The organism is Nocardia sp. CA-129566 (assembly GCF_050956075.1).
Taxonomy (GTDB): Bacteria; Actinomycetota; Actinomycetes; order Mycobacteriales; family Mycobacteriaceae; genus Nocardia.
Genome location: NZ_CP192085.1, coordinates 2,991,968 through 3,017,628, shown reverse-complemented (window position 1 = coordinate 3,017,628; position 25,661 = coordinate 2,991,968). Strand labels below are relative to the sequence as shown.

The 25,661-nt window shown below is 65.9% G+C and carries 25 protein-coding genes; 12 read left to right on the top strand and 13 right to left on the bottom strand.

Annotation, left to right across the window (positions count from 1 at the left end; all coding sequences use genetic code 11):
• Positions 1-22: 22 nt before the first annotated feature.
• From ACQP0C_RS13170 to ACQP0C_RS13150, 5 genes are all read left to right on the top strand, one after another.
• Entirely contained in the window at positions 23-913 is an 891-nt protein-coding gene (locus tag ACQP0C_RS13170) for a PaaX family transcriptional regulator (RefSeq protein ID WP_433733205.1), read from the top strand.
• Between the two features lie 355 nt (positions 914-1,268).
• Entirely contained in the window at positions 1,269-1,427 is a 159-nt protein-coding gene (locus ACQP0C_RS13165; RefSeq protein ID WP_433733204.1) for a hypothetical protein, read from the top strand.
• 14 nt (positions 1,428-1,441) lie between these two features.
• A complete protein-coding gene (locus ACQP0C_RS13160) occupies positions 1,442-1,657 on the top strand; it encodes a hypothetical protein (RefSeq protein WP_433733203.1) in 216 nt (71 codons plus the stop codon).
• Between the two features lie 106 nt (positions 1,658-1,763).
• Positions 1,764-3,209 (top strand): NADP-dependent phosphogluconate dehydrogenase, encoded by a 1,446-nt coding sequence (gndA, locus tag ACQP0C_RS13155; RefSeq protein ID WP_433733202.1) that lies wholly within the window; start codon positions 1,764-1,766, stop codon positions 3,207-3,209.
• A 168-nt stretch (positions 3,210-3,377) separates the two neighbouring features.
• Positions 3,378-3,905 (top strand): hypothetical protein, encoded by a 528-nt coding sequence (locus ACQP0C_RS13150; RefSeq protein ID WP_433733201.1) that lies wholly within the window; start codon positions 3,378-3,380, stop codon positions 3,903-3,905.
• Positions 3,906-3,980: 75 nt separating this feature from the next.
• Here ACQP0C_RS13150 and ACQP0C_RS13145 read toward each other — a convergent pair whose 3' ends face one another.
• Genes ACQP0C_RS13145 through ACQP0C_RS13135 form a run of 3 tightly spaced genes read right to left on the bottom strand, consistent with a single transcriptional unit; the run spans position 3,981 to position 7,542 of the window.
• A complete protein-coding gene (locus ACQP0C_RS13145; protein WP_433733200.1) occupies positions 3,981-5,264 on the bottom strand; it encodes a KamA family radical SAM protein in 1,284 nt (427 codons plus the stop codon).
• A complete protein-coding gene (locus ACQP0C_RS13140; protein WP_433733199.1) occupies positions 5,261-6,511 on the bottom strand; it encodes an MFS transporter in 1,251 nt (416 codons plus the stop codon). Before ACQP0C_RS13140 ends, ACQP0C_RS13145 begins: the two co-directional genes overlap by 4 nt.
• On the bottom strand, positions 6,499-7,542 hold the full coding sequence (locus ACQP0C_RS13135; RefSeq protein WP_433733198.1) for a GNAT family N-acetyltransferase: 1,044 nt from the start codon (positions 7,540-7,542) through the stop codon (positions 6,499-6,501). The genes ACQP0C_RS13140 and ACQP0C_RS13135 overlap by 13 nt, the downstream gene beginning before the upstream one ends.
• A gap of 310 nt (positions 7,543-7,852) precedes the next feature.
• Here ACQP0C_RS13135 and ACQP0C_RS13130 point away from each other — a divergent pair, with 310 nt between their 5' ends.
• Positions 7,853-8,584, top strand: a complete 732-nt coding sequence (locus ACQP0C_RS13130; protein WP_433733197.1) for a response regulator transcription factor — start codon at positions 7,853-7,855, stop codon at positions 8,582-8,584.
• 213 nt (positions 8,585-8,797) lie between these two features.
• On the opposite strand, the gene ACQP0C_RS13125 is transcribed toward ACQP0C_RS13130, so the two are convergent.
• The 4 genes from ACQP0C_RS13125 to ACQP0C_RS13110 all read right to left on the bottom strand — a co-directional run bounded on the left by ACQP0C_RS13125 (position 8,798) and on the right by ACQP0C_RS13110 (position 13,771).
• Positions 8,798-9,496 (bottom strand): LysE family translocator, encoded by a 699-nt coding sequence (locus ACQP0C_RS13125; RefSeq protein WP_433733196.1) that lies wholly within the window; start codon positions 9,494-9,496, stop codon positions 8,798-8,800.
• A 36-nt stretch (positions 9,497-9,532) separates the two neighbouring features.
• Complete coding sequence (locus tag ACQP0C_RS13120; RefSeq protein ID WP_433733195.1) at positions 9,533-10,765, bottom strand: MFS transporter; 1,233 nt, start codon at positions 10,763-10,765, stop codon at positions 9,533-9,535.
• Positions 10,766-10,783: 18 nt separating this feature from the next.
• Positions 10,784-12,007 (bottom strand): ATP-grasp domain-containing protein, encoded by a 1,224-nt coding sequence (locus ACQP0C_RS13115; RefSeq protein WP_433733194.1) that lies wholly within the window; start codon positions 12,005-12,007, stop codon positions 10,784-10,786.
• 357 nt (positions 12,008-12,364) lie between these two features.
• A complete protein-coding gene (locus ACQP0C_RS13110; protein WP_433733193.1) occupies positions 12,365-13,771 on the bottom strand; it encodes a DHA2 family efflux MFS transporter permease subunit in 1,407 nt (468 codons plus the stop codon).
• 168 nt (positions 13,772-13,939) lie between these two features.
• On the opposite strand from ACQP0C_RS13110, the gene ACQP0C_RS13105 reads away from it, so the two are divergent.
• Positions 13,940-14,164, top strand: a complete 225-nt coding sequence (locus tag ACQP0C_RS13105) for a hypothetical protein (protein WP_433733192.1) — start codon at positions 13,940-13,942, stop codon at positions 14,162-14,164.
• A gap of 151 nt (positions 14,165-14,315) precedes the next feature.
• Here the strand turns inward: ACQP0C_RS13105 and ACQP0C_RS13100 are convergent, their stop codons facing one another.
• Positions 14,316-14,522: a DUF397 domain-containing protein gene (locus ACQP0C_RS13100; protein WP_433733191.1), complete on the bottom strand. Its 207-nt coding sequence runs from the start codon at positions 14,520-14,522 to the stop codon at positions 14,316-14,318.
• Positions 14,519-15,406 carry a helix-turn-helix domain-containing protein gene (locus ACQP0C_RS13095; protein WP_433733190.1) on the bottom strand — a complete coding sequence of 296 codons (888 nt, stop codon included), beginning with the start codon at positions 15,404-15,406 and terminating at the stop codon, positions 14,519-14,521. The genes ACQP0C_RS13100 and ACQP0C_RS13095 overlap by 4 nt, the downstream gene beginning before the upstream one ends.
• A gap of 221 nt (positions 15,407-15,627) precedes the next feature.
• Here ACQP0C_RS13095 and ACQP0C_RS13090 point away from each other — a divergent pair, with 221 nt between their 5' ends.
• Together ACQP0C_RS13090 and ACQP0C_RS13085 are read left to right on the top strand one after the other, a co-directional pair.
• The gene (locus ACQP0C_RS13090) at positions 15,628-16,104 is read left to right on the top strand and encodes a DNA-directed RNA polymerase subunit beta (protein ID WP_433733189.1); all 477 of its coding nucleotides are present in this window, start codon (positions 15,628-15,630) and stop codon (positions 16,102-16,104) included.
• A 71-nt stretch (positions 16,105-16,175) separates the two neighbouring features.
• On the top strand, positions 16,176-16,355 hold the full coding sequence (locus tag ACQP0C_RS13085) for a hypothetical protein (protein WP_433733188.1): 180 nt from the start codon (positions 16,176-16,178) through the stop codon (positions 16,353-16,355).
• Positions 16,356-16,504: 149 nt separating this feature from the next.
• Here the strand turns inward: ACQP0C_RS13085 and ACQP0C_RS13080 are convergent, their stop codons facing one another.
• The 3 genes from ACQP0C_RS13080 to ACQP0C_RS13070 all read right to left on the bottom strand — a co-directional run bounded on the left by ACQP0C_RS13080 (position 16,505) and on the right by ACQP0C_RS13070 (position 21,241).
• Positions 16,505-17,017 carry an OsmC family protein gene (locus ACQP0C_RS13080; protein WP_433733187.1) on the bottom strand — a complete coding sequence of 171 codons (513 nt, stop codon included), beginning with the start codon at positions 17,015-17,017 and terminating at the stop codon, positions 16,505-16,507.
• A gap of 254 nt (positions 17,018-17,271) precedes the next feature.
• Positions 17,272-18,441, bottom strand: a complete 1,170-nt coding sequence (locus ACQP0C_RS13075) for an FAD-dependent monooxygenase (RefSeq protein ID WP_433733186.1) — start codon at positions 18,439-18,441, stop codon at positions 17,272-17,274.
• 79 nt (positions 18,442-18,520) lie between these two features.
• Positions 18,521-21,241, bottom strand: a complete 2,721-nt coding sequence (locus ACQP0C_RS13070) for a helix-turn-helix transcriptional regulator (RefSeq protein WP_433734530.1) — start codon at positions 21,239-21,241, stop codon at positions 18,521-18,523.
• A gap of 225 nt (positions 21,242-21,466) precedes the next feature.
• On the opposite strand from ACQP0C_RS13070, the gene ACQP0C_RS13065 reads away from it, so the two are divergent.
• Genes ACQP0C_RS13065 through ACQP0C_RS13055 form a run of 3 tightly spaced genes read left to right on the top strand, consistent with a single transcriptional unit; the run spans position 21,467 to position 24,325 of the window.
• A complete protein-coding gene (locus ACQP0C_RS13065) occupies positions 21,467-22,426 on the top strand; it encodes a helix-turn-helix domain-containing protein (RefSeq protein ID WP_433733185.1) in 960 nt (319 codons plus the stop codon).
• The gene (locus ACQP0C_RS13060) at positions 22,392-23,285 is read left to right on the top strand and encodes an alpha/beta hydrolase (RefSeq protein WP_433733184.1); all 894 of its coding nucleotides are present in this window, start codon (positions 22,392-22,394) and stop codon (positions 23,283-23,285) included. The genes ACQP0C_RS13065 and ACQP0C_RS13060 overlap by 35 nt, the downstream gene beginning before the upstream one ends.
• Positions 23,285-24,325: an aldo/keto reductase gene (locus ACQP0C_RS13055; protein ID WP_433733183.1), complete on the top strand. Its 1,041-nt coding sequence runs from the start codon at positions 23,285-23,287 to the stop codon at positions 24,323-24,325. The genes ACQP0C_RS13060 and ACQP0C_RS13055 overlap by 1 nt, the downstream gene beginning before the upstream one ends.
• Before the next feature lie 142 nt (positions 24,326-24,467).
• Here the strand turns inward: ACQP0C_RS13055 and ACQP0C_RS13050 are convergent, their stop codons facing one another.
• Positions 24,468-25,370, bottom strand: coding sequence for a class I SAM-dependent methyltransferase (locus tag ACQP0C_RS13050; RefSeq protein WP_433733182.1), 903 nt, complete (start codon positions 25,368-25,370; stop codon positions 24,468-24,470).
• Between the last annotated feature and the right edge of the window lie 291 nt (positions 25,371-25,661).

Sequence of the window (25,661 nt, the reverse complement as noted above, 5' to 3'; positions counted from 1 at the left end):
CCGCAACGGCGGATCGAATCACATGACGGCTCAGCACCCCGACCACCGTTCGACTCACCTCGAGACAACGCCCGATCCGCAGTTCGCGGGCGCGGTACTCGATGACATCGACGCGCGGCCCGGTAGCGCGACCTCACTGGCCCGCACCGTGCTCGGCGCATACGTCCGCGACCTCGGCGGGTGGATCGCGATCGCGGACTTCGCCGAACTGCTCGCCCTACTCGACATTCCGGCGCCGAGCACCCGCACGGCGATCACCCGCCTCAAGACCAAGGGCGTGCTGCGCGCCGAAAGCCGTTGCGGACGTGCGGGTTATGCGTTGACCGAGCCCGCACTGGCGATGTTCGCCCGCGGCGACCCGCGCATCTTCGGATTCCGCCAGATGGCCGCAGGTGATGCCTGGCGGCTCCTGTCCTTCGGCATCCCGGAGTCCGAACGCGCCGCCAGACACCAGCTTCGGCGCCGACTGACCGCGATCGGCTGCGGCACAGTCTCGGCGGGTCTGTGGATCTACCCCGAGTACCTCGCGACGGAGGCCGCCGCCATCATCACCGCCTTGGCACTCGACGGCTACGTAACCTCGTTCCGCGCCACCGACCCCCTCGTACCCGGCACCCTGCGACAGGCCGCCGCGCAATGGTGGAACCTTGACGATCTCGCAGCCCGGCACCGAACCTTCTACCAGCGACACCGCAACATTCTCGACGACACCCCCGACCGAAACCCCTTCGCACGCTTCACCCTGATGCTCGACGAATGGCGAATCCTCCCCTACATCGACCCGGGCCTCCCTGACGAGATGCTGCCCGCCGACTGGCCGGGCCCCGCCAGCGTCCACCTGTTCGCCGAGGCCCGCCAACGCTACCTGGAACCAAGCCGCCAGATGGTGCGGACACTGGTCGAAAAACCCTGAACGCCCCGCCGTACGAGGACCTGCAAATGGCAGCGCAGCCAAAGCTGCCCTCCCCCGCCCGGCAACTCCGAGCTCCGAACTCCCTTGGACAAGCGATCACCGCGCCGAGGTCGACCGAGAGCGTCGGGAGCGCGACATTCAACACGGTGGTGTCCAGACCGACGACCAGTACCGCGAGGCAGAGCGCGGCCAAATATCCGAAGCGGCGGGTGCCGGAGAGTTCGCCCGGTGCGACGGCACCGAGCAGGGCCGGGTCGTTCAGAAACTAGACCGGGAGGCTCTGCCCCATGACGGCAACAGACCCGAAGCGGAATCGGAGCGGGCACGTGCCTTCGTCGAACGACTCGGCGCAGCGATGGCGGCCAGCGGCGTGCCGCAGCTGGCCGCCCGGGTCCTCGCGCAGCTGCTGATCAGCGAAAGAGGCGTCATGACCGCGGCCGAACTCGCCGAAGCGCGACAGGTCGGTCAGCCGTCGATCTCGGCTGCGCTCCGCTTCCTCGCGCAGATCGATTAGTCTCCCGCGAGCGGGTGCCGCGCACCCGCACGGACCAGTACCGCAATCGGGACAACGGGTGGGTAACGGTGCTCACCCTGCACAACGACTCACTCGACGCATGGAAGGCCGACCTGCAGTACGGCGTCGACACCTTCGGCGCGGACACCCTGACCGGGCGACGACTCACCGAGGCCGCCGACTTCTTCGACTTCGTTCAGCAGGATATGCACGGCCTCATCGCCCGCTGACGCGAACACCAACGAAAGCCGAGCGACACGGGTGAATCATCGCCGCCGGGGGTGACTAAGCTTCGGACGATAGGTACAACGCCCGTCGAACGGAGAGAGCTGATTCATGGCGTCCGCAACAGCATCCGCACAGATCGGGGTTACCGGCCTCGCGGTCATGGGTAGCAATATCGCGCGCAACTTCGCCAGGCACGGCTACACGGTGGCCCTGCACAATCGCAGCATCGCCAAGACCGACGCGCTGTTGGCCGAACACGGCGATGACGGCAACTTCGTGCGTACCGAGACGGTCGAGGAGTTCGTCGCGGCGCTGGAGAAGCCGCGCCGGGTGCTGATCATGGTCAAGGCGGGCGATCCGACCGACGCCGTCATCGAGGAACTGGCCGCCGTGATGGAGCCCGGCGACATCATCATCGACGGCGGCAACGCGCTCTACACCGACACCATTCGCCGCGAGGCCGCGATGAAGGCGCGCGGGCTGAACTTCGTCGGCGCGGGCATCTCCGGTGGCGAGGAGGGCGCCCTCAACGGCCCGGCGATCATGCCCGGTGGTCCCAAGGAGTCCTACGAATCCCTCGGACCACTGCTGGAATCCATTGCGGCGCAGGTGGACGGCACACCGTGCTGCACGCATATCGGCCCCGACGGTTCCGGCCACTTCGTCAAGATGGTGCACAACGGCATCGAATACGCCGATATGCAGCTGATCGGCGAGGCCTACCACCTGTTCCGCGACGCGCTCGGCTTCGACGCCAAGCAGATCGCCGACGTCTTCACCCAGTGGAACTCCGGCGAACTGGAGAGCTACCTGGTCGAGATCACCGCCGAGGTGCTCGAGCAGGTGGACGCCAAGACCGGCAAGCCGCTGGTCGATGTGATCGTGGACGCGGCCGAGCAGAAGGGCACCGGTCGCTGGACCGTGAAGTCCGCGCTCGATCTGGGCATCCCGGTCACCGGCATCGCCGAGGCGGTCTTCGCGCGGGCACTGTCGGGCTCGCGTGCCCAGCGCAAGGCCGCGGTCGGCCTCGCCGCCGGCAAGCTCGGCGAAAAGCCCACCGACGCAGCACAATTCACCGAGGACATCCGCCAGGCGCTCTACGCGTCGAAGATCGTCGCCTACGCCCAGGGCTTCGACCAGATCGCCGCGGGCAGCGCGGAATACAACTGGGATCTGCACCCCGGCGATCTCGCCACCATCTGGCGCGGCGGCTGCATCATTCGAGCCCGCTTCCTGAACCGGATCAAAGAGGCCTACGACCAGAACCCGGCGCTGCCGAGCCTGATCCTCGCACCGTACTTCCGCGAGGCGATCGAGACGGCCATCGACAGCTGGCGCCGCGTGGTCGCCACCGCCACCATGCTCGGCATCCCGGTGCCCGCGTTCGCGTCCTCACTGTCGTACTACGACGCCCTGCGCGCCGAACGGCTCCCGGCCGCACTCACCCAGGGCCAGCGCGACTTCTTCGGCGCCCACACCTACGAGCGGATCGACGCGCCGGGCAAGTACCACACGCTGTGGAGCGGCGACCGCAGCGAGGTCTCTGCGGACTGAGTTCGCTGGCGCCAGCGCGCATGCCCGGCATGCGCGCTGGCACACGGGTCGACTCGTTCATACGCGCGCAATTCCCAATCGTGGCAACACCTTACCGTGGTATTCGTGTCGCAGGATGAGCAGGATTTCTGGCTTCGGACGCTGCTCGATGCCAGACATGATCGTCTCGTGGCTGCACGGAAGTTCGCAACGGGTTGGTCGATCGTACTGATCGCGGTGTTCGCGATCTTCAGCGCGGCGGCCTTCGCCACGGGATTCACCGGGTTGGACAGGCTCGCGGATTCGACACGAGACTTTGTCAGGGGCGTCGTGGTCGTGGCCATCATTGCCACGCTCGCGGCGGCGCTCTCGGCCGGATCCGCGGCCCTTTCCACACCGCGACCCACCAGCGATCCCGCGTCGGAAACCTTTCGGTCCGAGTACCGGGCTTACGCGGACAACACCTTTCGGCGGCTGCGTCGCTCGGTGCTGTTGGTGACCGTCGCCGCCCTCGCCTTGGCGGGCGGTGCGATCACGGTCGCCCTCGCCGACTCGACACCCACCGCGCAACCGCCACTGATAATGGCCATGGTCGACGGCAAGATGCTGTGCGGTGCGGTCAGTCTCGATCGGGACGGCACGCTCTGGCTGCGCGCCAGACCGTTGAACGAGGCGAGCTTTGTCACCGTAGTCACGGCGTGCCCGACGTACCGCTAGGCCAACCGGTCAGCGGTCGAATTCAGATGGGGATGCGTACACAACCACAGGACGGCACCCCCAAGCGTTGCGCAACTAAACAACCTCACTGCCAGGCTGCCCTGGAATCGTCGTGCCGAGGGCCGGTGCCAGGTCGTCGAGCCAATGTGCGCCAAGGTCGTAGCGTGCGAAGAACTGCTCGCCGGTGTCGTTCGGGTCGCGAGACTGCAGCATGCGCAGCGCAAAAACCTTCGTCCCCATGATGGTTGGGGCACCATCGAGTACAACCTTGCCGATGTGGGTGGACATGACCGGTCCGCGGGCGCTGCGGGCCAGGCCGGATACCTGTCGAATGGCATCGGTGTAGATCTCTAGCGCCCGTGCCAGCGGAACCTCGAAATAGTTGCGAGCGCCGGTGTCTCGTTCGATGAACATGTAGTACGGGATGACGCCCAACTCGACCAGCGATTGCCACATCCGTGCCCAGACATCGGCATCGTCGTTGACGTGCGCGATCAGCGGCGCCTGCGCCCGGATCACCGCACCCGTGTCCCGGATGCGGGCAATGGCCCTACGCACCGCGGCGGTGGACAGCTCGCGCGGATGTGAGAAGTGCGCCATGACGGCGACGTGCCGACCCGCGGCCACACACCGTTCGAACAGGCGCAGCAGGTCATCCGCGTCTGCGTCGTCGGTGAATCGGGTCGGCCAGTAGGACAGTGCCTTGGTGCCGAAACGCAGTGTGCGGATATGTTCCAGGCCCGGCTCCAGCAGCGGATCGACCCAGCGGCGCAGCACCGCGGTCCGCATGATCATCGGGTCGCCGCCGGTGAACAGCGCATCGGTGACCTCCGGATGCTCGCGCAGGTAGGCGGTCACTATGGTGGGATCCGAAGTCGCCTGGCGGGTCTCGGTTCCGACGAACTGGGCCCAGCGGAAGCAGTAGCCGCAGTAGGCATGACAGGTCTGTCCCTGTGACGGGAACACCAGCACGGTCTCCCGATACTTGTGCTGTAGTCCGAGTAGCGGCTTCCCTTGCAGAACAGGGATATTCGCGTCGAGTTGGCCACCGGGATGCGGGTTGAGCAGCCGACGCGCCTGTGCGCCCGCCTTGGCCAACACTTCCCGCGAGGCCTCGGCATCGTACAACTCGGCAATACTGCTGAATACCCTGGGCGGCAGCATATCTCGGTGTGGAAAGGTGAGCCGGAAGATCGGGTCGTCGGGCGCTGCCGTCCAATCGATCAACTCGCGATCGACATAGTCGTTGACACGGAACGGCAACACCGCGGAGACGATCCGCAGATCACGCAGGTATTCCTCGGAAAGGCCACGCGCCAGGGCCAATTCGGCCAAGCGCTCGCCAGTGTAGAGCTTCATACTGTCACCAACTCTTCGTCGCGGCGGAGCAGGGGAATGTCGCGATGGCGTCGCAGTCCGAAAATCCAGACGATCGGCGAACACACCCCGATGAGTACCGCGGCCGCAAGGAAGATCGGACGCGGGTTATTGCCGTCGAGGTGCGTGAGCAGGCCCGCGAGCACAGCACCGACCGGTGCCGCCGCCAGCACGACCGTCCGCATGGCACTGGTGACCCGGCCGAGCAGCTCGCGCGGCACGAGCTGCTGCCGCAGCGTGCGGACCACGATGCTGGCCAGTACATCGGCCCAGATCAATACGCCATTGCCGAGAGCGAGCCACCAGAGGTTCGACGCGAAACCCGCCGCGCCCAAGGCGATGCCGATCACCAGGATGGCGGCCACGCACAGCGGTACCGGGCGGAACCGCGTCATGAACACGGGAGCGGTTGCCGCACCAAGGATTCCGCCGATGCCACCGGCGGCCACCACTACGCCGACCAGACCCGCCGACATGCCGAGATAGTCATGCGCGAAGAACACGATCAGCGTCTGGACCGCCAGACACAGATTGGTCACCACCTGCAGCACGGCCAATGCGCCGATGGCCGAGGACGCGAGATGGCGTAATCCAGCGTGGAATTCGGCTCCGAACCGTCGCCACGACACCGGATCTCGGCGATCGATGGGGCCCGGTCGGCGACGGTAGGTTCCCCATAGCGTCGCAAGTGACACCACGAATGTCGCCGCCTCCACCAGCAGCGCGGCACCCGATCCCACTGCGGCGGCCAGCAATCCGACTATCGGCGGCCCGAGCAGTATCGAAGTCTGGCTCGCCGTTTCGAGAACTGCATTGGTGCGCACCAATGCTCGATCACGATAGATATCTCGCACCACGACCGCCAATGCCGTCTCGAAGAAGACTCCGGCAACCCCGGCACCGAAGGCAAGTGCCAGGATGACACCCACCGAACCGACTCGCATGACGGTCAGCACGAAGAGCACGACGAAGATCGCCGCCCGCACCAGATCGGCGATGATGAGCACCTGCCAGGGATCGGCGCGATCCACCACCGGCCCGGCCGGTAGCCCGGCGACCAGGTAGCCGACCGTGCGCGGTGTGGCGGCCAATGCCGCCGCGACGGGGCTATGGGTCAACTGCAACACCAGCAGCGGAATGGCCAGCACGGCCAGCCCGTCACCGAGCAGGGAGACGATTTGGCCCGGAATGAACAGCCGAGTTCCGCTGTGGCCGTTCACAATAGCCATGTGTGGCCCGCCAGCTGCTCCAGTCGGCAGCCGTAGGAAACCTTCTCCTGCCACTTGAGGGTTCCGTAGTCGATGCTGGTGCACCCCCGACGCAATGCGGCCGCCACCAGTCCGTAGAACAGCATCACGAAATACGTTCCGTATGCCTCCGGCCGTTGCCCACACCACAGCGCTCGCAGCGTATTCCCGTGCCGCAGCGACAGCGAGAAACCGATAACCCGATCCCCCTGCCGTACCGTGGTCACCACGCGATCCTCGGGCGGGTAATGCCGGATCATCCGGTCCAATGTCGCCGCTTGGGCGGCGCGGTCGCCTGCGGAGCTGTACTTGCGCAGCAACCCCATCCGCAGTTCCAGCACCTCGTCGCGAACCTCGCCGAGATCGTCCTCGCGCAATTCCGCTCCGCTCTCATCCATCCGGCGGAGCAGCCGTCGCAGATCCCGCCGCCGTTCACGCGACAACTGAGCCAGATACCCGGCGATATCCCCGAAATCGAGCGGCATGACGCACGTCGGATACAGCTGGACCGGCTGTGCGCCAACCTCTTCCAGCGTGCTGTGCAAGATATGTTGCCGTTCCGGGACGTACAGATACGACATCGACCGGGCGCCCTGCTGCTCGGCCCAGGCATGTACGGCCCGGATGGTGTGGCCGAGGACAACCGGGTCGGTCGCTCCGGGGCCGGCGGGAATGCAGGTGTAGCCGGGCTGCAGCGCCAGCACCGCCGGATACAGCGATGTGGCATCCGGTGCGGACAGTAGCGGCGATCGCGGCTCGGGCGATGGGATCTCCCCGCGCAAGATGGCGGCGATGTCGTAACGCGGTTCTGCCGGTGCGGATTTCAGCAACCGGGTGTACAGCCCGACTTCCGGCCGTCCGTCGAGATAGGCCACCAGCCAGCGCGGCTCGCCCGGCAATAGCGGCCCCATTGTTTCCAACCAACGATCCGACACGGAGAAGTCCGCGGTCGCGGCCGCGAGCATGGCCCATTCCGTGGGGCGGATCTCGGACGTTCTCAGCTCAACGCGCATCGCTCACCCGCAGATTCCCGATGAGTGAGCGGGATCGGCACTGATGCCGCGGATTCACCCAATCGAACGTGCCGTCAGTTGACGACACTATATTAAGTGGCGCGTTGAACTGTGATAGAGAACGAGCTGTCCCCGCATCTGGGAACGCGAACTCATCGCCGCCGACCTGGCGGTTCGCCGCGCATCGATGCGGATATTCCCATCCGGAATGGCGGATGATCTCGCCGTGCGGCTGCCCTAGTGTCCGAATCGCGACCGTCCGAACCGAAATCGGCCGGGCACAGAGCATTCGAAGGCAGGGGTGTCGAGTATGCGGGTGATCGTGGTCGATGACAATAGCGATGAGGCCGACGCGCTGGTGCACCGGCTGCGCCGGCGTGGCCATCAGGCGGATCACAAACGCAGAGGTGCGGACCTGCTGGTCGTACACCATCGCTATCAGGCCGCCATCCTGGACCTCGAGCTGCCGGATATGCCGGGGCTGGAGGCGCTGCGCAAGCTGCGCGAAGTCAGTTCGATGTCGGTGCTCGTGCTGGCCGCGGACTCCGACGAGCGCTCGGTGGTGCGCGCGCTGCGCAGCGGAGCCGATGATTACCTGGTGAAACCGGCCCGCGTCGGCGAGTTGACGGCTCGGCTGGACGCGATCGCCCGACGTGCTCCGGCGGTCCGCGGAAACCTCGCGCCGACAACGACGATCGTCGCGGGAGACGTTCGGGTGGATCTGCTGGCTGGGATGGTCGAGGTCGCCGGTCGGCCGGTGCAGCTGACCCCGGTCGAGTTCGAACTGCTGCGTGAGCTGGTCGAGCGCCCTGGTGCGGCGGTCAGCCGTCAGCAGTTGCTGGACCGCATCTGGGGCGATGCGTTCGTCGGGGTGTCGCACGCGCTGTACGTGCACATCACCAGGCTGCGAACAAAATTGAACCGCCCCGGTCTGATCACGACCATCCATAGTTACGGCTACCGGTGGAACCCGGAGGCCGCGGCGCCAGGGGCGGTCATACCGACTGTGCTTCCGGCGCTCGCGGCATCGGGGTCGCGGTGAAGTGCTTCGACCAATGATCCGCAATGCCTGCTGATGTCGGTTCGATCATCTTCTCAGGCAGAGATTCTCTAGCTGGTGCCCCGTCCAGATCGGTTGCCGCGCTATCAGGTCCGGCTCACTCGCCGGGCGCAGTCGAAACGCGGCACGACACGCTCCGCCGTATGACTGCGCTCGACGGATCTCAGTTACCTCAAAAGCTATCTGGACACGGCACTATCGACCCGCGATCGCCCAGGAACCGGTCACCGGCACCGATACATCCGCACGCACCGGTAATCCGGCCTTCACCGCGTCGGTTGGCGGTCCGGGCACACCGCCTACCGCGACGTGCAGACCGAGCGCCATCAGTACCACGGCGGTGGCCACGTCCATCGCGCGGCGATTGCGGTGCGCCGCGAAGAAGCGCTGCAGGCGGGAGAAGCCGAAAGCCACTACCAGCAGCCAGATCAGCACCGGAAGCACCATGATGGTGCCGAGCGTCAGCTTGTGTGCGAACGACGAACCCGGCGGTAGGAAGTGCGTCATCAGTGCCACCAGGAACAGGATCGCCTTCGGATTCGTCACATTGACCACGAACCCACGCCGGAACGGCTCCGTGTCGAGACCGCCCGGCACATCACCGACGGCGGGCTGAACGGTCTTGGACATCGACCACAGCAATTTGGCGCCCAGGAACAGCAGATAGCCGGCACCGACCACGCGGATTGCGGTGAAGGCTCCGGGCATCGCGGCGATCGCCGCACCTATGCCCAGGACAGCGGCGGTGGTGTTCACCGCCATACCGACGGTGATCCCCAACGCCGCGGCTATACCTGTCCGCAGACCCCTGATCGACGAATAACGCGTGACCAACGCGAAATCGGGCCCCGGCAATATGGCCCCGAGAGTCGCCGCGAGTGCAAAAGAAATCATATCCACCGGTGCCCCTCCGCGGCCCAGATATTCGTTTCATAGCGCCGGAACGAGCACGTACCGGTCGCGTGTCGATGCGGCCCACCTGATGACCACCGGCGCGAGCAGCCCGGCCGCCAGCAGGATGAATCCCGTTATGTACCAGCCGATTACGCCCAAGCTGAGGCACAGCCACGTCAGCAATGCCGGGCCGACCGCATCGGCCATGCGCAATCCGATGCCGAAAACACCCAGATACAGACCGAGGTCCTGCGGCGGCGCCAGTGCGTTGGATGCCTCGAAACCGCCTGCCGTCTGCCACAATTCGCCGACGCTCAATACGGCGGCACCGACCCCGAGGATCAGCACGGCAACCCAGCCGCCACATCCGTGCGCGGCAGCCAACAGCACACAGGCGATGAGAAACGCCCAACCGCTGCGGCGCAGCGCGACCCCCGCGGCGGTGGCGTCGACGACCCGTCGGCTGGCTCGGACCTGGAACAGGACCACGATGGCGATATTCACCATGTCTATCGCGGCGATCGACCAGCGCGGCGCGGTCGTGGCACCGATGATCCACAGCGGTATGGCGACCGATTGGATTCGGTACTGCAACGACAACACGCCGTCCAAGGCGGTCAGTGCCAGATATGGCCGGTCCCGCAGCGCGATCCAGCGGTCCCCGTGATGTTCGGCGGTCGCCGCCGCTGGCCCCATCTCGGGCAGTCTGGCGACCAGCGGTACCGCCGCGGTCAGGAAACCGGCGGCGATAATGATGGCGACCCGATAGACCAGCGCGCAATCCCATTGCACGGCTACCGCGGCCAGGCCGATGCCGATGGCGATACCGACATTGAGCACCGAGCGGATGTAGGCGCGAAACTCGTTGGCGCGCCTGGTGACTACCCGCGGGATCATCGCCGAGATCAGCAGCTGGACGCACGCCTGCGCCGCGGCCGCCGCCGGAATGACGACCAGGTACATCGCGAATCCGTCGACCGCGAGAAAGCCGACGGTCGCGACGGCACCGACGAGCAGGCTGGCGCGCAGCACACCGAGCGGGCCACGCCGATCCGAGATTCGGCCGACCAGAATATTGCTGACCACGCAGGCGGCCCCGGCGACGCTGAGTCCCACGCCGACCTGCATCGGCGAGATCCGGACGATTCTGGTGAAGTAGAGGACGACGGTGGACAAATAGATACCGCTGGAGACGGCCGCCGCAACCGTGATCAGCGTCAGCATGCGCCGCGGTCCGGCCGGCGGCAGCAAGGCACGAAACCAGGACATGAGAACAGTCCGGGCGATTCAGGCGACGGCCACGTCGGTCGGCGAATCGAGTGCGACGCAATCCATCCGGAATCCGGCGATGGTGCGCCGCACCGCCTCGACCACTTCCCTATTGGAACGTCCTCGGAAGCGGAAGGCCGCACCGATCTCGGCGTAGCCGAATGTCTCGGTGATCATCGTCCCCACCGGCGGCACCGAATAGTGGTACGGGGCATATGCGCGCGGAATATCCAATCGCACGTCCAGCACCGTGCAGGGTGGGGTGACCGGCGGGTGGATCAGCAATTCGGCGACCACCTCCGAATCGGCGAGTGAAGCGCTGGCGGGCGTGCGACCGAGCTGAATATCGACTGCGGCGCCGAGGAGGTCGTAGCCGTGCACTTCCCGCCACATGTGGGTGGTCTCCCCACCGGCGGCGCGCGCCGCCACTTCGAGGAACCGGATGTGCGGTATATCGAAGGCATAGCCGAGGAAGAATTCGAGATGAAAGACGGTGGGGACACCCGCACTGAGCGCGGAGAGCACGGATTCGGCAAAGGTGGCGAGCGGGCCGATAAGGGCAGGGTCGTCGATCTCGATATAGCCCAGGCTGGTTCCGTTGTCGGCGAACTCGAGACACGTGCCCAGATATTTCGACGCACGCCATGGACCGAGCCCGCTGCCGGTCCATACGCCGTCTATCGCACCCACTTCGTCCGGGCAGAATTCCTGTACCAGAAAGGGTTCGGCACTCAGGTCGGGCAAACCGGCAATTTCTTCTGCGGAATCCAGCTTGACCACGTCTCGGCTCCCCGCGCCGAGCCGTGGCTTGACGATCAGCGGAAACCCGCGGCCCGAGGCGAATTCTCGGATGGCGATCGTATCGGGAGCGGCGCGGAACGCAGGCACCGAAACACCCTGCTCGAGCACGGTTTCGCCCATCGAAAGCTTATCGCGGAACCGCACCACATATTCCGGCCGATCGCCCGGCAAGTCGAATTCCGCACGCAGTTCGGCGGCCGTGAGCAGGTCGAATTCATGGAGCGCGACAATGCGTTCCGGCGTACCGAACCGGGCCGCGAGATCACGCACCGCAGCTGGTACGAGAGCCATATCCTCGAGAATCGTCACCGCCGCCGCGGCATGCGCCGGTATACCGTCCAGCACACTGCGCGAGCAGACATAGGTGACGGAATTGGAAACGTGATCGATACGGTCGAGATACGGGACGTCGACGCCGCGCACTCTATGTATGACAGTCACGTGTGATTGCACAGATTCCTCCGCTCGAAGCCAGGCCGACACTATTGAAATTTAGTGCCGAAAATTAAGCTGAAGTAAAGTATCCGCCAACATGCGGCAGCGGCCCGGAGAACCTATTGTCTATCGATGAACTTCGCTTTTGTGAGCCATATCTCACAGGCGCCGCACAGCATTTCGTTCACGCCGTTTGTGAGAATTCTTGCAGAAGCGCAGATCAGAGATGCGGAATATGTCGGTACACGGGACGCATCAAATGTGCGAGCCGAGCAATAAAGCGATCGCTGTGCGATTTCCGCGAGGTCGGATACACGACCATCCACGGCTACGGCTATCGGAATACCACAGTTCCAGGGCCGGTCATATCAGCGAAGATTCCGGCGTTCGCGGCATGAGGGTCGCGGTGAGCACGGCACCGGCGAAAAGTAGGGCGCCGCAGATCCACAGCGCGTCACGGAAACCGCCGCCGAAGCCGATGGCATCGGTGAGCGGCGCGCCCGAGATGCCGACGAGCCCCGGCAGCGCGGCGACGGCGAGCAGTTGTGCGGTCCGGGCGACCGCATTGTTCACCCCGGATGCGATTCCGGCATCCGACGCCGACACCGCGGCGAACACCGCACCGGTCAGCGGGGCAACGAAGACGGCCAGACCCGCGCCGAGCACGACGGTCCCCGGCAGCACATCGCTCAGATAGGTTGCGCGCGGGCCGATCTCCGTCAGCAGGACGGCACCGAACGCGGCAAGTGCCGAGCCGAGTGTCATCGGAATCCGCGCACCGTGTCGCTGCGCCCACCGGCCCGCGGCCGGGGACGACACCAGCATGATCCCGGTGATCGGCACCGTCGCCAGGCCCGCCGCCAATGGCGAATACCCCGCGACCACCTGCAATTGGAGTGGCAGCAGAAAGTAGACACCACCCAGGCCCGCGTACACCGCCGCGGTCACCATATTGGCCGCGGTGAATACCCGCGAGTAGAACAGTGATGGCGGCAGCAATGGATGGTCACCGCGCAACTGGATGAGTGCGAACATCCCGAGCAGCGCCGCGCCGAGCAACGACATCCACCCGCGTGCGCCGATGAACCCAAAGGTGAGCGCACCCAACCCGGCCACGGCGGTGGCGGCACCCGACAGATCGAGTGGTCGCGCGTGCGCATCCCGCGACTCCGGAAGGTAGCGCACCGAAACGACGGTCACGGCCACCGCGAACGGCACGGCAATGAGAAATACCGAGCGCCACCCGGCCAACTCGGTCAGCCAACCGCCGACCACAGGTCCGACCGCCTCGACGACCCCGACAAGTCCGGCCCACAACCCGATTGCCGCACCGTGATCACGACGATCGATCGAGGCCGTGATCAACGCCAAGCTGCCCGGGGTGAGCAACGCACCCGCGATCCCCTGCACAACCCGCGCCACGATCAGCGTTTCCATGGTGGGCGCGATGCTGCACAGCACCGACGCCGCCGCGAAACCGGTACTGCCCCATACGAATACCGCACGCCGCCCCACCCAGTCGCCCAATCCCCCGCCCACCAGGATCAGCGATGCCAACGCCAGCGTGTAACCGCCGACGACCCACTGCAAGTCGGCCACATCGGCACCCAGACTCGAACCGATACGCGGCACAGCGACATTGACGACCGGCGCATCCAGCAGGACTACCGCCGACCCGAGCACCGCGGCCGTCACGACCCACCGTCCGGTGACCGAATTCAGTCGCGGCGGTGCGGGCGCGGCCCGGTTCGGCGCAACAAGATCGCTCACGATGGGAATTCTCGACTCGCCCGCCGCACTCCCGCCAACCGGCGACCCCCACATTTACATCGGCTTAAGTTTGGCAGTCGACCGACCAGTTCGGGTCGGGTACTCCGGCGATCCGCCGTGCAGGCTGTCCACGCAGGCCCGGCGCAAGATCGAGGCTGAGCTTCCGGCGTGAGCACGGCGCAGTCCGACAACCCTCCCATTCCACGAGAGCAGCGACGACTCCGGTCACAGCTCGCCTGGTATCTATTGCTCGCCTGCACGGTCGTGTCTTGCCTGGGCGCACTCGTCCGGGCAAGTGCCCCGGACGGCACCGAGTCGTTGCTGTTGCGATTGTTCTTGCTCAGCGGGTCGTTCGGGTTGTTCTGCGTGATCGTCGGCTACCTGACCAGGTAGTCGTATCCCGGCCTTCGGGTACCCTGAGCTCAGTCCCCACCGCTGCGAACCTGGGGCCTTCTGAAACCTGGAGTGCGGCAACCTCATCCGGCACTTGCGGAGCGAGGCCCCGTAACTCTACCGCTGCGATCGGAATACCGGGCTGTCGGGGTTACGGCCGCTCGAACTCGCCATCCGCGACGCCAGCGGTGAAAGCGTCCCACTCGCTCGGGGTGAAGACCAGGACCGGGCCGGTCGGGTTCTTGGAGTCCCGCACGCCGACCATGCCCCGATCGAGGTGTGCCACTTCCACGCAATCCTTCGACCCGGTGCTGCGAGTGCTCTTGAACCAGACAGCGCCGGACAGGTCGATGTTCACTGGGCATACTCCTCTGCAACCTGGCGGATGAGAGCACGACTGTCCGCCTCACCCAGCGCCAACCTGTTGATGTCGACGCAAGCTTCACGATACTGCCGAACCTCTTCCGGCTTCTCGAGGTACAGGTCCCCGAGGTAGCCCTGCGCGTAGACAATCGGCGGCATGGTCAGTTCAGCGGTCGGGTGCGGCGGAAACTCCAGCATGACGAACGTGCCGACCATGAGACCGCGATACGCACCCACCCTTTGCGGGACGACACGGACAGAGATGTTCGGCAGCCGCCCCACGTCCTCGAGGTGTCGCAGCTGATCGGTCATGATCTGCGTGCTTCCGGCCGTTCGGCGCAACACCGACTCGTCCATGAAAACGTCTATAGCGACCGGGTTCTCGCTATCGGTAAGGCGCGCCTGCCGCTGCAGGCCAACCGCGAGCATCCGCTCGACATCCTGACTCGGCTTGTTAGGAAACTCGATCCAGATCAATGAACGCCGGTACTCCTCGGTGTGCAACAAACCCGGCAAGAAGGTGGTTTGGTACGACGTGATCCGGTCGGCTGCATCCTCGAAGCTGACGAACAGTTCGAAGTCCTTCGGTATCTCGTCATCCGTGAACGCCTGCCACCAACCCTTCGTCGCGCCTTTGGCCTCCTCCGCCAACGCGAGAACTACCCTGGCTTCCTTCTTGGATGCGCCGTAAAGACTGCACAGTCGCTCCAGCAGAACAGGATTCAGCCGCACCGGCTGCCCCGTCTCCATCTTCCAAACCGTTGACCGAGCGACAGAAATCGCGGCAGCGGCGGCTTCGCGGGTGATATCCGCACGCTCTCGCAGGTTCTCGAGCTGGATGCTCAAGAGCCGCCGCGCGATGGTCGAGCCAGACGGCATCCCATCCTCCCGGAGTGTTGTTTGTTCTCAAACAAGGATGACGCAACAGGACAAACAGCGCGGGTTTTTCGCAAACGCTTGTGTAGAAACAGTGCTGCTGGCGCTCGAACGGTGATGTGCTGGTTGTGCGCCCGGAGCGATAGCGCTCCTCACCAGGAGATGTCAGGGGCCGGGCGCTCCAATCCCACAGATGCGAGCAGAGGTCTAACACGATGGACCACATGGCTTTTGGGGACACGGCACTGTCCCGGTGTCAGTACTACCGGCGGGTGTGCGATCTGCCCGCGGTGATCGACCCGCCCGAGCTGGGGCGCATTATTGTCAAAGCCGGTCGGGCGTGGGCGATTACGATGCCCGCCGACCTCGGTCAGGCGGTGATGGCCGATCTGGACCGCCGACGACTCGGTGGCGGACCGGTGATATCGCATCCGCGTTCGGCTCGGTGGTCGTTCATGATCCGCCCGGATCTACCCGACGATGAGCGACTCCATGCGCAGATGCGCCGATTGAATGTGTCGGTGGTCCGCGCCGGAGGCGATATCGCATTGCCCTCACCCGCAGATCGGGGCGGGCTCTTCCGCAGTTGGATCACGCTCCCGCAGAGTGCGTTTCGTCCATCCGGTCTCGTGGTGGTGGACTCGATTCTGGCATGTGTGCGTCGCGGCGGATCGCGCTCGGCGTCCCGCGCGCAGGCCTAGAAGCCATGGACATTCAGCCGCATGGGCGCGACAGCGCTGCGCGCCGGTCGCCGCGACCTGACGAACAGGACGTGCACCTCAGTGTGTTCCTACACGGCATCCGATTCGACTTCGCAGCCTGCCTCACCGCCGCACTGCTGTTCATCCAGGAACACCAGGCACAGCACTACGCCGACGCGGTAACCGTCGACTTAGGCGACTCGCGCGCATACCCTCGCCTACCGAACGAACGCCTGTACCTCGAACCATAAGCGCTACTGCCGCGTCCAGATAGCTTCCGCTGTATCGAGCCTCAGGGCCGGAGAACTCCGTTGAACGCAGTCGAATGGTGGTCGCCTACGCCGCATTCGACCGCCATGTCACTGCGTTCGGCGACAGCCGGAGCGGCTAGCGCGGCAAGCTATCTGGAGTGGGAGTTCGTCTCGTGTGGGCCGGGTTCGGATTCGGAACCCGCCACGGCCGGTTCGCAGCGCACCTCGAAGTTGACGGAATTGGCGATGAAACACAATTCGTGAGCGCGCTTGTGCAGAGCCGCAACAGTGTCGGCGCGACCGAGATCGGCGATCTCCACGCGTGGACGGAGCACCACCTCGGTGAAATGACCGCCACCGTCCGGTGTTTCGACCATCACCCCGGAAGGATGGTCGGTATAGGCGGTGACGATGATGTTCTCCCTGGCGCAGAGTACGAGAAACCACAGCATGTGGCACTGCGACAGACTGACGACCAGCAGTTCCTCTGGATTCCAGCGATCCGGCGTTCCCCGGAACGCCGGATCGGCAGTGCCGAGGATGGTCGGTTTACCCGGTGCGGTGATGTCGTGCGACCGCTCGTAATCGCGCCAACCGGTGGTTCCGGTACCAGTGTTCCCGGTCCAGGTCACATCCAATTCGTAACGGTGAGTCTTGGGCATCGTGGTTCTACTCCCGGTCGGTGTTCGTTCCGCAGATCGATCATTCCCGCTCGCGCGCCCGAGACGATCTTTATCAAGGAAGCACAGCCATCTCAACGCCCAACACCATCGTCCACGCGTGAGTGAGGTCGTGCAGCGCACCGGCTCAGCGCCTACAGGGCGAAACTATCCCAGCCCGCAACAGCACGACCGACCCACTCACGACGTTCGATCGCATCACCGGCCGCGTCGGCGCGGCATCAGCCTGGAGACGTTCAGCCGACGCGCTGGGGATCGATACCGAGTTCGGACAGGTTCATGGCCATCTTGTGGTGCACAGCAGGAACCCAGTCCAACGCGCGCAGCACGGTATTGCGCAGGCCGCGCAGCGGTGCGCTGTTCACGGTCGCGACCCGAGTCATCTTGTCGGTGAACGCCACAACGCTCTGCGCGACCGGTCGCCGCTCGGCCTCATAGGTGTCCAGGAGGCTGTCATCCGCGCCGTCGCGGAGCACCGCGACGAGCTTGGCGGCCAGATCGAGCCCGTCCTGGAGACCGGTGTTCATGCCCTGCCCACCAGCCGGACTGTGTACATGTGCGGCATCTCCGGCGAGGAAGATCCGGCCCGCCCGATAGTGCGCGGCCAGGCGGTGGTGCACGCGGAAGCGCGAACTCCACACAATGTGCTCCACCGTGGCCGGATGCTGTTGCGGGCCACGGGTACTCAGCAGGTGCTGGACGTGGAAGTGGTCGGGCTGCGGCGGTGCGTCGTCCACGGTGGCCACGATGCGGTGGCGACCGCCGGGCAGTGGCGCGAGGACGGTGACACCCTCCGGCGAGAAGTACAGCCGGATCTCCGCATCGGGCACATCACCGCCCAGGATGGCATCGGCGAGTACGAACGACTGTGCGTAAGTATCGCCCTCGAAGGCGATTCCGGACTGTTCGCGGACGAGGCTGTGCATGCCGTCGGTACCGACCACATAGCGCGCGCGGATCGTCTCGCCCGTGGCCAGGGTCGCGGTGACGCCGTCGTGGTCCTGTGCCAGCGCGGTCAGCTCACACGGCCGCGACACTTGGGCGCCGGTCTCCGCCAACCGCTCCAGCAGTACCTGTTCGGTGCGGTCCTGTGGGATCAGCAGGGTGAAGGGATAGTCGGTGGGCAGGTCCTCGAAACCGACGTGCAGCAGTACGCGGTCGCGTTCGCGAACCGTGGCCTGCCCGACGATGATTCCCCGCGACACCAGCTTGTCGGTGACATCCAGTTCGGTCAGCACCTCGAGGGTGCGGGCGTGGACGACGGCGGCACGCGAGGTGTTCTCCCCCGCGGCCTGTTTGTCGATGAGCACGACGGGGACACCCTTGTCGGCGAGCGATGCGGTCAGCGCCATGCCGACCGGGCCCGCACCGACGACGAGTACTTCGGTCTGGGTGGGAATATTCATGGTGATGACGGTACGAACCGTCCGACCGGGACCGCGTCTGTCGAATGACGGTAATAGCCAGCGTGATTCACGCCGTCGGTTAAGTCATCGCATACCTGGCGAGTTCGGCCCGCGAGGCCACCCCCAGCTTCGGGAACGCCTTGTACAGGTGATAGCCGACAGTCCGGGCGCTCAGGAACAGCTGGGTGCCGATTTCCCGATTGGTAGCACCGGTCGCGGCCAGACGCACCACCTGAAGTTCCTGCGGGGTGAGCGACGCCAGCGGATCGGACTCACGGCCCTGCTCCGATATCGAGATTCCGGTCGCCCGCAATTCCGCCGCCGCGCGCTCGGACCACGGAACCGCGCCCAGCAGATCGAAGGTCGCCATGGCCGCCTGCAACTGGGTGCGCGCCTCGGCGCGACGGTTGTGGCGGCGCAGCCATTCGCCGTACATCAGTTCGGTTCTGGCCTGTTCGAAGGGCTGATCGCCGCGCGCGTGCAAACGCAGCGCACGCTCATACAGGTCCGCCGCGTCACCGTCGGTCAGCAGCGCATGGCAGCGGTGCAGGACCGCGAGCGCCCATGGTTGATCGATTGCCTCGGCCCAGTTGGTGAACCGCGTCAGCGCCTGGTGCGCGCGCTGCGGATCACCGATGCGGACGGCGGCCTCGACATAGTCGGGATAGGCGTAGCGCCAGACGAAGGCGTGCCTGCCCGGACCGGCCGCCGATTTGTCGAGTCGGTCCAGCACCTGTGCGTACCGGCCGTAGCCGGAGTCGAGTGCGGCGAGAGCGTAGGTGGCCCAGGTGATCCCGGTCATCCACATCCCACCCTCCTCGATCGCTTCCGCGGCCAAGGCCCGGCATTCCTGCTCAGCGCCCGCCACTCCGGCCGACCATGCGGCGACCCCGGCCAGGTAGTACTTCCAGTAGTGCTGGCCGATGTCCTCGGCGAGGCGCCGTCCCTCGGCCGCGGTGGCCCGCGCCGCGCGATGCCGTCCGGTCGCGAGTTCGGCGATCGCGAGCATCATCATGGCCTGGGGCATGCGCCCGATCCGGCCCGCGGCGCGGCACGCCTCGACCAGACGCGTCGCATCCCGGTACATACCGTCCACATCGCCACGGGCGAAGCCCAAATAGGCGGCGACAATATGCAGGTCCACCGGTAGGTCGGCGACATCGCCCAGGTTGTGCGGTGCGATATTGACGGCCAGCCGATCCCCCGCCAGCAGCAGGCGAACATCGCGCGCCAGCGCGTGAATCGCGTGCTCGGGCCCACACATCCGAGCGGCGAGGTCTTCGGTGCGACGGGCCAGTACGAGTTGGTCGGGATGCGGGCGGCTGGACCAGGCATAGATGGCGGCCCAGCCGAGCATCGCCAGGCAGGTCGATCGATCATGCGCTGCCGTCGCAGTGAGTGCGCGAACCCCGTCGTGCAGCAGCCGGGTGGCCTCGAGCGGATGTCCCGCCTCGAAGGCCAGCCCGGCGCGCACCCGGGCGAGTTCCGCCACGATCGACGGCTCGGTGGGCGGCGGTCCGGAGTTCGCACGCTCCGCCAAATCGGTTGCGCGCTCGGATAATCCGGCCTCGTAGGCGGCAGTTGCCGCGATCGTCCAGCGACGAGACCTGGCTGTCGCGGCGGGTGAGAGTTCCGCGGCCCTGGCATAACCGGCGCTGACCGCGATCTGCCCACCGCGGCGGCGAGCCCGCACCGCGGCGTCCTCCAATTGCGCGGCGACCGCCTCGTCGGGCAGTGTGGTCACCGCGGCCAGATGCCAGGCCCTGCGGTCGTCGTCCACGGCCCCGGCCAGTGCCCGATGCGCCGCGACCCGCTCCGCGACATCGCAGGCCAATCGGGCGGCGGTGCGGATGAGCGGATGCCGGAATTCGATGCCGGAGGACGTGACCCGGGCCAGTTCGGCCTGTTCGGCGGGCGCGAAATCGGTCAGTGCGGCACCGAGCGCGGGTAGGGCTCTGGTCACCGGCCCGATATGTCCGCTGTCGTCCAAGGCCGCAATCAGCAAACACAGCCGCGACGCCGCTGGCAGCGCCCGGATCCGTTCCCGAAATCCGGTCAGCACCCGACTCGACGGCGGTTCGGATCCGCCGAGTGAGTACCCGAGCGGTGTGTCGGCTCCGGCGCGCTGCGCGGGCGTGAGTGTGCGCGGAATCTCCAGCAGGGCAAGCGGATTGCCACCGGACTCGGCGATGACGTGATCGCGCGCGGATGGTGCGAGGGCGACTGCGGCATCGACGAGCTGTTGTGCGGCAGCAGAATCGAGCCCGGTCAGCTGCACATCGGGCACACCGGGTGCGAGAAATGGACGTTCGCCGTCGCGGGCGGCGAAGATCAGCGTCACCGGCTCGCTGTGCAGGCGCCGCACCGCGAACAACAGTGCGTCGGCCGACTCCTGATCCAGCCAGTGTGCGTCATCGATCAGGCACAGCAGCGGTCCGTCCATCGAAAGTTCGGTGAGCAGGCTCAGGGTGGCCAGGCCGATGAGGAAGCGGTCGGCCGGTGTCGCCGAACCGAATCCCAACGCCGCCAGCAGCGCATCGGATTGCTGTCGCGGCAATTGCGAGACCGCATCCAGCACCGGACTCAGCAGCACATGCAGTGCGGCGAAAGGCAATTCCGTCTCGGACTCGATGCCGGTGACCCGGAGCAGTCGAGCATCCGCCGACCTGGCGTATTCCAGCAGCGCTGATTTCCCGATCCCCGCCTCACCGCGCACGACCAGCGCACCGGGACGCCCCGCAACGGCGTCGGCGAGCAGCGTGTCGATCCTCGTCTGCTCCACCGTGCGGCCGTATAACATCCGTTCGCCCTGACTTCTGTCGACCATCGATCCGAGCGCACCCTAACGTCTTCTGGAAGCTTCTTCTCAATGCCGGGACGGGATGCGGATGTTCGCGGGCGCGATGGCGGATAATCACGGTCCTCGGCTGGCCTAGGGTCCCAATGGGCGCGAACCCGAGACGATACCGGTCGGGTGCAGCGTATGTCGCCGATCAGGGGAGGTCCGTTGGAGCACGAAATACTCATGCGACGAGACGGATTCGACGGATCGGGGGCGCCGTTCGTGCCGGATGACCTGTCCGATGTGATGGTGGTGGCCGGGGCGGCGCGGTCGTATCGCAACAGTGTGCACGAGGAAATCAAACTGGTGCAGGTGACGGACTCGGGATTCACCGTGCGCAGGCGGGGCAGCGTGTATCGGGCCGCGCCCGGTGAGTTGGTCGCGCTGCATGCCGATGATGCGCACTCCGGGGCGCCCGATGAGCTGGGCTCGGCGAGCTGGCGCATGATGTGCCTGTCGCCATCGCTGATCGCCGAGGTCATGCCGTCGGAGACCATGCGGTTCGGCGATGTCGTCGTCGGCGACCGTGCGCTGTCGAACCACTTCCGGACCTTGCACACCCTCCTGCATCGGCCCGGTGGCCGTCCCGGTTCGGCGCTGCACCGGGAGGGTGGCCTGCTGGAATTCCTCGCCGCGTTGGCGTTGCGCGCGGACCGGGTCGAGGTTTCCGATATCGGATCGAATGCGGTCGGCCGGATCGCGGAGGTTGTCCGGGATTACTTGCGCGAGAACGTCTCCCGCAATGTGACACTGGACGAACTCAGCGGCGTCACCGGCACCAGCAAGTACCAGCTCGTGCGCGCCTGCTCCGCGCACTTCGGTCTGCCGCCGCACAAACTGCATGTGCGCCTGCGCCTCGACTACGTCCGGTGGATGCTGCGCGGCGGTCTGCGGATCGCCGAAATCGCCTATGCGACGGGCTTTCACGATCAGCCGCATCTGACGCGCGCGTTCACCGCCGCGTACGGCATGACACCGGCGACCTATCGGGCGAGCTTCCACGGCGCCGCGCGGCGCAGCTGGACCCTGAGTGCCGCGCAAGAACGTACAAGACCGATCCAGCCGAATACGCCTAGCGTCGTGGTCCAGTCACGCGAAAGGGATACAGATGACGTTGCTCGAGAAGGTCGAGTTCACCAGTGACGGGTATCGGCTGACGGGCGATCTGCACCTGCCCGAACCCGGCACCGAACGCGGTGCGGTGGTTTTGACCGGCCCGTTTTCCGGTGTGCGAGAGCAGGTTACGGGCTTCTACGCGGAGCGCTTCGCCCAGCGCGGCTACGTCGCATTGTCTTTCGATCACCGCAACTGGGGCGATAGCGAGGGCCTGCCGCGCCAGCACGAGGATGCCACCGCCAAGGTCGCCGACCTGCGCAACGCGGTGAGCTTCCTGGCCGCGCGGCCGGAGGTCGACCCGAACAAGATCGCCGCATGCGGGGTGTGCCTGGGCGGGATCTACGCGACGCAACTGGCCGCATTCGATCCGCGGATCAAGGCAATCGCGCTCATCGCCGCCGCCTACAACAACCCGACGCTGATCCGAAACCGCTTCGGAGCGGACAACTTCGCCGCCTTGCTCGAGCAGTTCGCGCAGATCGCCCAGCGACAGTTCGAAACCGGCGAGATCGAATACTGGCCCGCGGTCAACCCGGCCGGAATGCCCGCCGGAAATCCCGGTCCGGAACCGTTCGACTACTACGGAACCGACCGCGGCGCGCGACCGGGCTGGGAAAACCGTTGCACCGCACTGTCGGTCCTGCAAGAACTGACCCTGGACGTGGACGCCTACCTACCGCTGCTGACCGCCCCCACGCTGATCGTGCACGGACGCGGCGACCAGGCCATCCCCGTCGCCGATGCCGAGGCCGCCTTCGCCGCCACCCCCGAACCCAAGGAACTTCTGCTGCTCGACACCACCGATCACATCGACCTCTACGACGACGACACCTACGTCCTGCCCGCCATCGACCGCGCCGTCGCCCACTTCGACCGGAGCCTGTAATGCGATATCGACTGCTCGGCCGGACCGGACTGCGAGTATCCGAACTATTCCTCGGCGCGATGACCTTCGGCGAGAACTGGGGCTGGGGCGCACCGCCGGAGGAATGCCGAAAGATCTTCTCCGCCTATGCCGAAGCGGGCGGCAATGTCATCGATACGGCCAACCGCTACACCGAGGGCGCGAGTGAACGCATCGTCGGCGAACTGCTGGCCGCGGATCGGGATCGGTTCGTGCTGTCCACCAAATACACCCTGACCACCGATGGCGCCGACCCCAATGCCAGCGGCAATCACCGCAAAAATCTGGTCAGGTCGGTGGAGGCCAGCCTGCGGCGACTCGGCACCGACTATATCGATCTGCTGTGGGTGCACATTTGGGACCCGAATACCCCGATCGAGGAAACCATGCGCGCCCTCGACGATCTCGTACGGGCGGGCAAGGTGCTGTACCTAGGCATCTCCGACGCACCCGCTTGGCTTGTGGCCCAGGCGAATACCATCGCCGAATTCCGCGGCTGGACCTCGTTCGTCGGCTTGCAGGTGCCCTACAGCCTGGTCAAACGCGATGTCGAGCGGGAACTGCTGCCGATGGCCGCCGCCCTGCAACTCTCGGTGGCCGCGTGGTCACCGCTGGGCGCGGGACTGCTGTCGGGGAAGTTCAGCCGCGCCGAGCACGACGGTCCCGCTCGTATCGATCGCACCACCGCATCCGAGCGCGACCTGACCATTGCCCGCACGGTCGATGAGGTGGCCGACGAGTTGGGTGCTACTTCCGCGCAGGTGGCCATCGCCTGGACCCGGGCCCACCGGCCATGGATCCATCCAATTCTGGGCGCCCGCAACGTGGCCCAGCTATCCGACAATCTCGCCGCGATCGAGCTGACCCTGCCGCCGGCGGCGATCAGTCGATTGGACGAGGCCAGCGCGATCGACCTCGGCTTCCCTCTCGAATTCATCATCGCCACCACAGCCGAGTTCGTCTACGGGCCGAGCGGCAAGCAGGTCGATGGCCGGATCGGCGACATCATCCCCGAGCGGTAACGAAATCCGTTCGGCAACACCGAGATCCGGCGAATCCCGCAGCTCGCCATCGCTCGGAGATTCACTGTGCGTGTCCACGCTATTCGACCTGCTGACCGGCTCCCCGCCGAGGGCCGCGCAGCCGCCCTGCGACCTTGTGGGGTCAACCGCGCTTCTCAGCGGATATGTAGCGCGCCTCCTGCAGACGGTCGAGCAGTTCGGCGGGCAAGTCGGCGGGCAGGTCGGTGATCGGGCGGCCGTAGTCGGCGGCCAGGTCGAAGGGGGTGGCGCGGTGGACCGACCAGCCGTGCTGCGACAGCCAGTCCCCGGGATCGGCACGGTCGTCGTCGTACCACAGGTCGCGCACGTTCAGGCTGCCGAACGGGTTGTCGCCGAAGAACCTTTCCTCCATATCGAAGTGGCGCTGGTCCAGGCCGCGGCCGAAGTCGTCGGTGGCCACGCTGCTACCGAGCGCGGACAGGGCGTCGATGCGTTCGAACAATGCGTCGTGTGCCGAACCCGGCAGGAACGGCAACAACCCCTCGGCCGACCACGCCGCCGGGAGCCCCGGATCGAAACCCGCGGTAGTGAGCGCGGCGGGCCAGTCCTCGCGCAGATCGACCGCCAGCGCGCGCCGATCGGCCGTGGCCACGGCACCGTGATCGGCGAGCACCTGGTTCTTGAACTCCAGCACACGGGGCTGATCGATCTCGAAGACGACCGTGCCCGCGGGCCAGTCCAACCGATATGCCCGCGCGTCCAGACCGGATGCCAGGATCACTGCCTGCCGCGCACCCCGCTGCCACGCCGCGGCGAAGAACTCGTCGAAAAACCGTGTCCGAACCCCCATGAACCGCCCGAACAAACCGACAGCGCCCGCCGACGCCGGGTCGTCGAGCATCCGCAGAAAGTGCGGATCACCGGCCGCCTCGACGAACCACGCCGCATAGTCGTCGCGGATCATCGGTTCGGGATCGATCGTCTCGAGTGCGCGAAATGTGGCGACGCCCAAGGCGGTCAGACCCACGCTCGTCACGATGTCCCAGCTGTCTCCGTCCGCTCGCATAGATATCACCCCATCGGTGTCAGCGATCATCAGAGCTCTGCTAAAGCGGAGTTAACGCCCCGCATCTACTCCATCGATCTTCCTCTCATGCAGAGCGTCCAGGCAACGCCCGGACCCGGCCGTCCGCCGTTGACGCTGTCAGCGGCGGGCGTGTCCATGCGCATGGCACTATCGGGCGTTCCGCGAACGGCACGCGCCCGCCCCTAACGGCTCGCCGAAACCCAGGTCACAGGCGCATTTCACGATTCTGCCGGAGTCCTGCAACGCCGCGTGCTTCGAGCGCGTTCGTCA

Excerpts from the sequence above, each read along its gene's own strand:
- ACQP0C_RS13170 (WP_433733205.1), top strand. The coding sequence starts at position 23 with ATGACGGCTCAGCACCCCGACCACCGTTCGACTCACCTCGAGACAACG.
- ACQP0C_RS13165 (WP_433733204.1), top strand. The coding sequence starts at position 1,269 with ATGGCGGCCAGCGGCGTGCCGCAGCTGGCCGCCCGGGTCCTCGCGCAG.
- gndA (WP_433733202.1), top strand. The coding sequence starts at position 1,764 with ATGGCGTCCGCAACAGCATCCGCACAGATCGGGGTTACCGGCCTCGCG.
- ACQP0C_RS13145 (WP_433733200.1), bottom strand. The coding sequence starts at position 5,264 with ATGAAGCTCTACACTGGCGAGCGCTTGGCCGAATTGGCCCTGGCGCGT.
- ACQP0C_RS13140 (WP_433733199.1), bottom strand. The coding sequence starts at position 6,511 with ATGGCTATTGTGAACGGCCACAGCGGAACTCGGCTGTTCATTCCGGGC.
- ACQP0C_RS13135 (WP_433733198.1), bottom strand. The coding sequence starts at position 7,542 with ATGCGCGTTGAGCTGAGAACGTCCGAGATCCGCCCCACGGAATGGGCC.
- ACQP0C_RS13130 (WP_433733197.1), top strand. The coding sequence starts at position 7,853 with ATGCGGGTGATCGTGGTCGATGACAATAGCGATGAGGCCGACGCGCTG.
- ACQP0C_RS13125 (WP_433733196.1), bottom strand. The coding sequence starts at position 9,496 with ATGATTTCTTTTGCACTCGCGGCGACTCTCGGGGCCATATTGCCGGGG.
- ACQP0C_RS13120 (WP_433733195.1), bottom strand. The coding sequence starts at position 10,765 with ATGTCCTGGTTTCGTGCCTTGCTGCCGCCGGCCGGACCGCGGCGCATG.
- ACQP0C_RS13095 (WP_433733190.1), bottom strand. The coding sequence starts at position 15,406 with ATGCCGTCTGGCTCGACCATCGCGCGGCGGCTCTTGAGCATCCAGCTC.
- ACQP0C_RS13090 (WP_433733189.1), top strand. The coding sequence starts at position 15,628 with ATGGCTTTTGGGGACACGGCACTGTCCCGGTGTCAGTACTACCGGCGG.
- ACQP0C_RS13080 (WP_433733187.1), bottom strand. The coding sequence starts at position 17,017 with ATGCCCAAGACTCACCGTTACGAATTGGATGTGACCTGGACCGGGAAC.
- ACQP0C_RS13075 (WP_433733186.1), bottom strand. The coding sequence starts at position 18,441 with ATGAATATTCCCACCCAGACCGAAGTACTCGTCGTCGGTGCGGGCCCG.
- ACQP0C_RS13070 (WP_433734530.1), bottom strand. The coding sequence starts at position 21,241 with ATGTTATACGGCCGCACGGTGGAGCAGACGAGGATCGACACGCTGCTC.
- ACQP0C_RS13065 (WP_433733185.1), top strand. The coding sequence starts at position 21,467 with ATGCGACGAGACGGATTCGACGGATCGGGGGCGCCGTTCGTGCCGGAT.
- ACQP0C_RS13060 (WP_433733184.1), top strand. The coding sequence starts at position 22,392 with ATGACGTTGCTCGAGAAGGTCGAGTTCACCAGTGACGGGTATCGGCTG.
- ACQP0C_RS13055 (WP_433733183.1), top strand. The coding sequence starts at position 23,285 with ATGCGATATCGACTGCTCGGCCGGACCGGACTGCGAGTATCCGAACTA.
- ACQP0C_RS13050 (WP_433733182.1), bottom strand. The coding sequence starts at position 25,370 with ATGCGAGCGGACGGAGACAGCTGGGACATCGTGACGAGCGTGGGTCTG.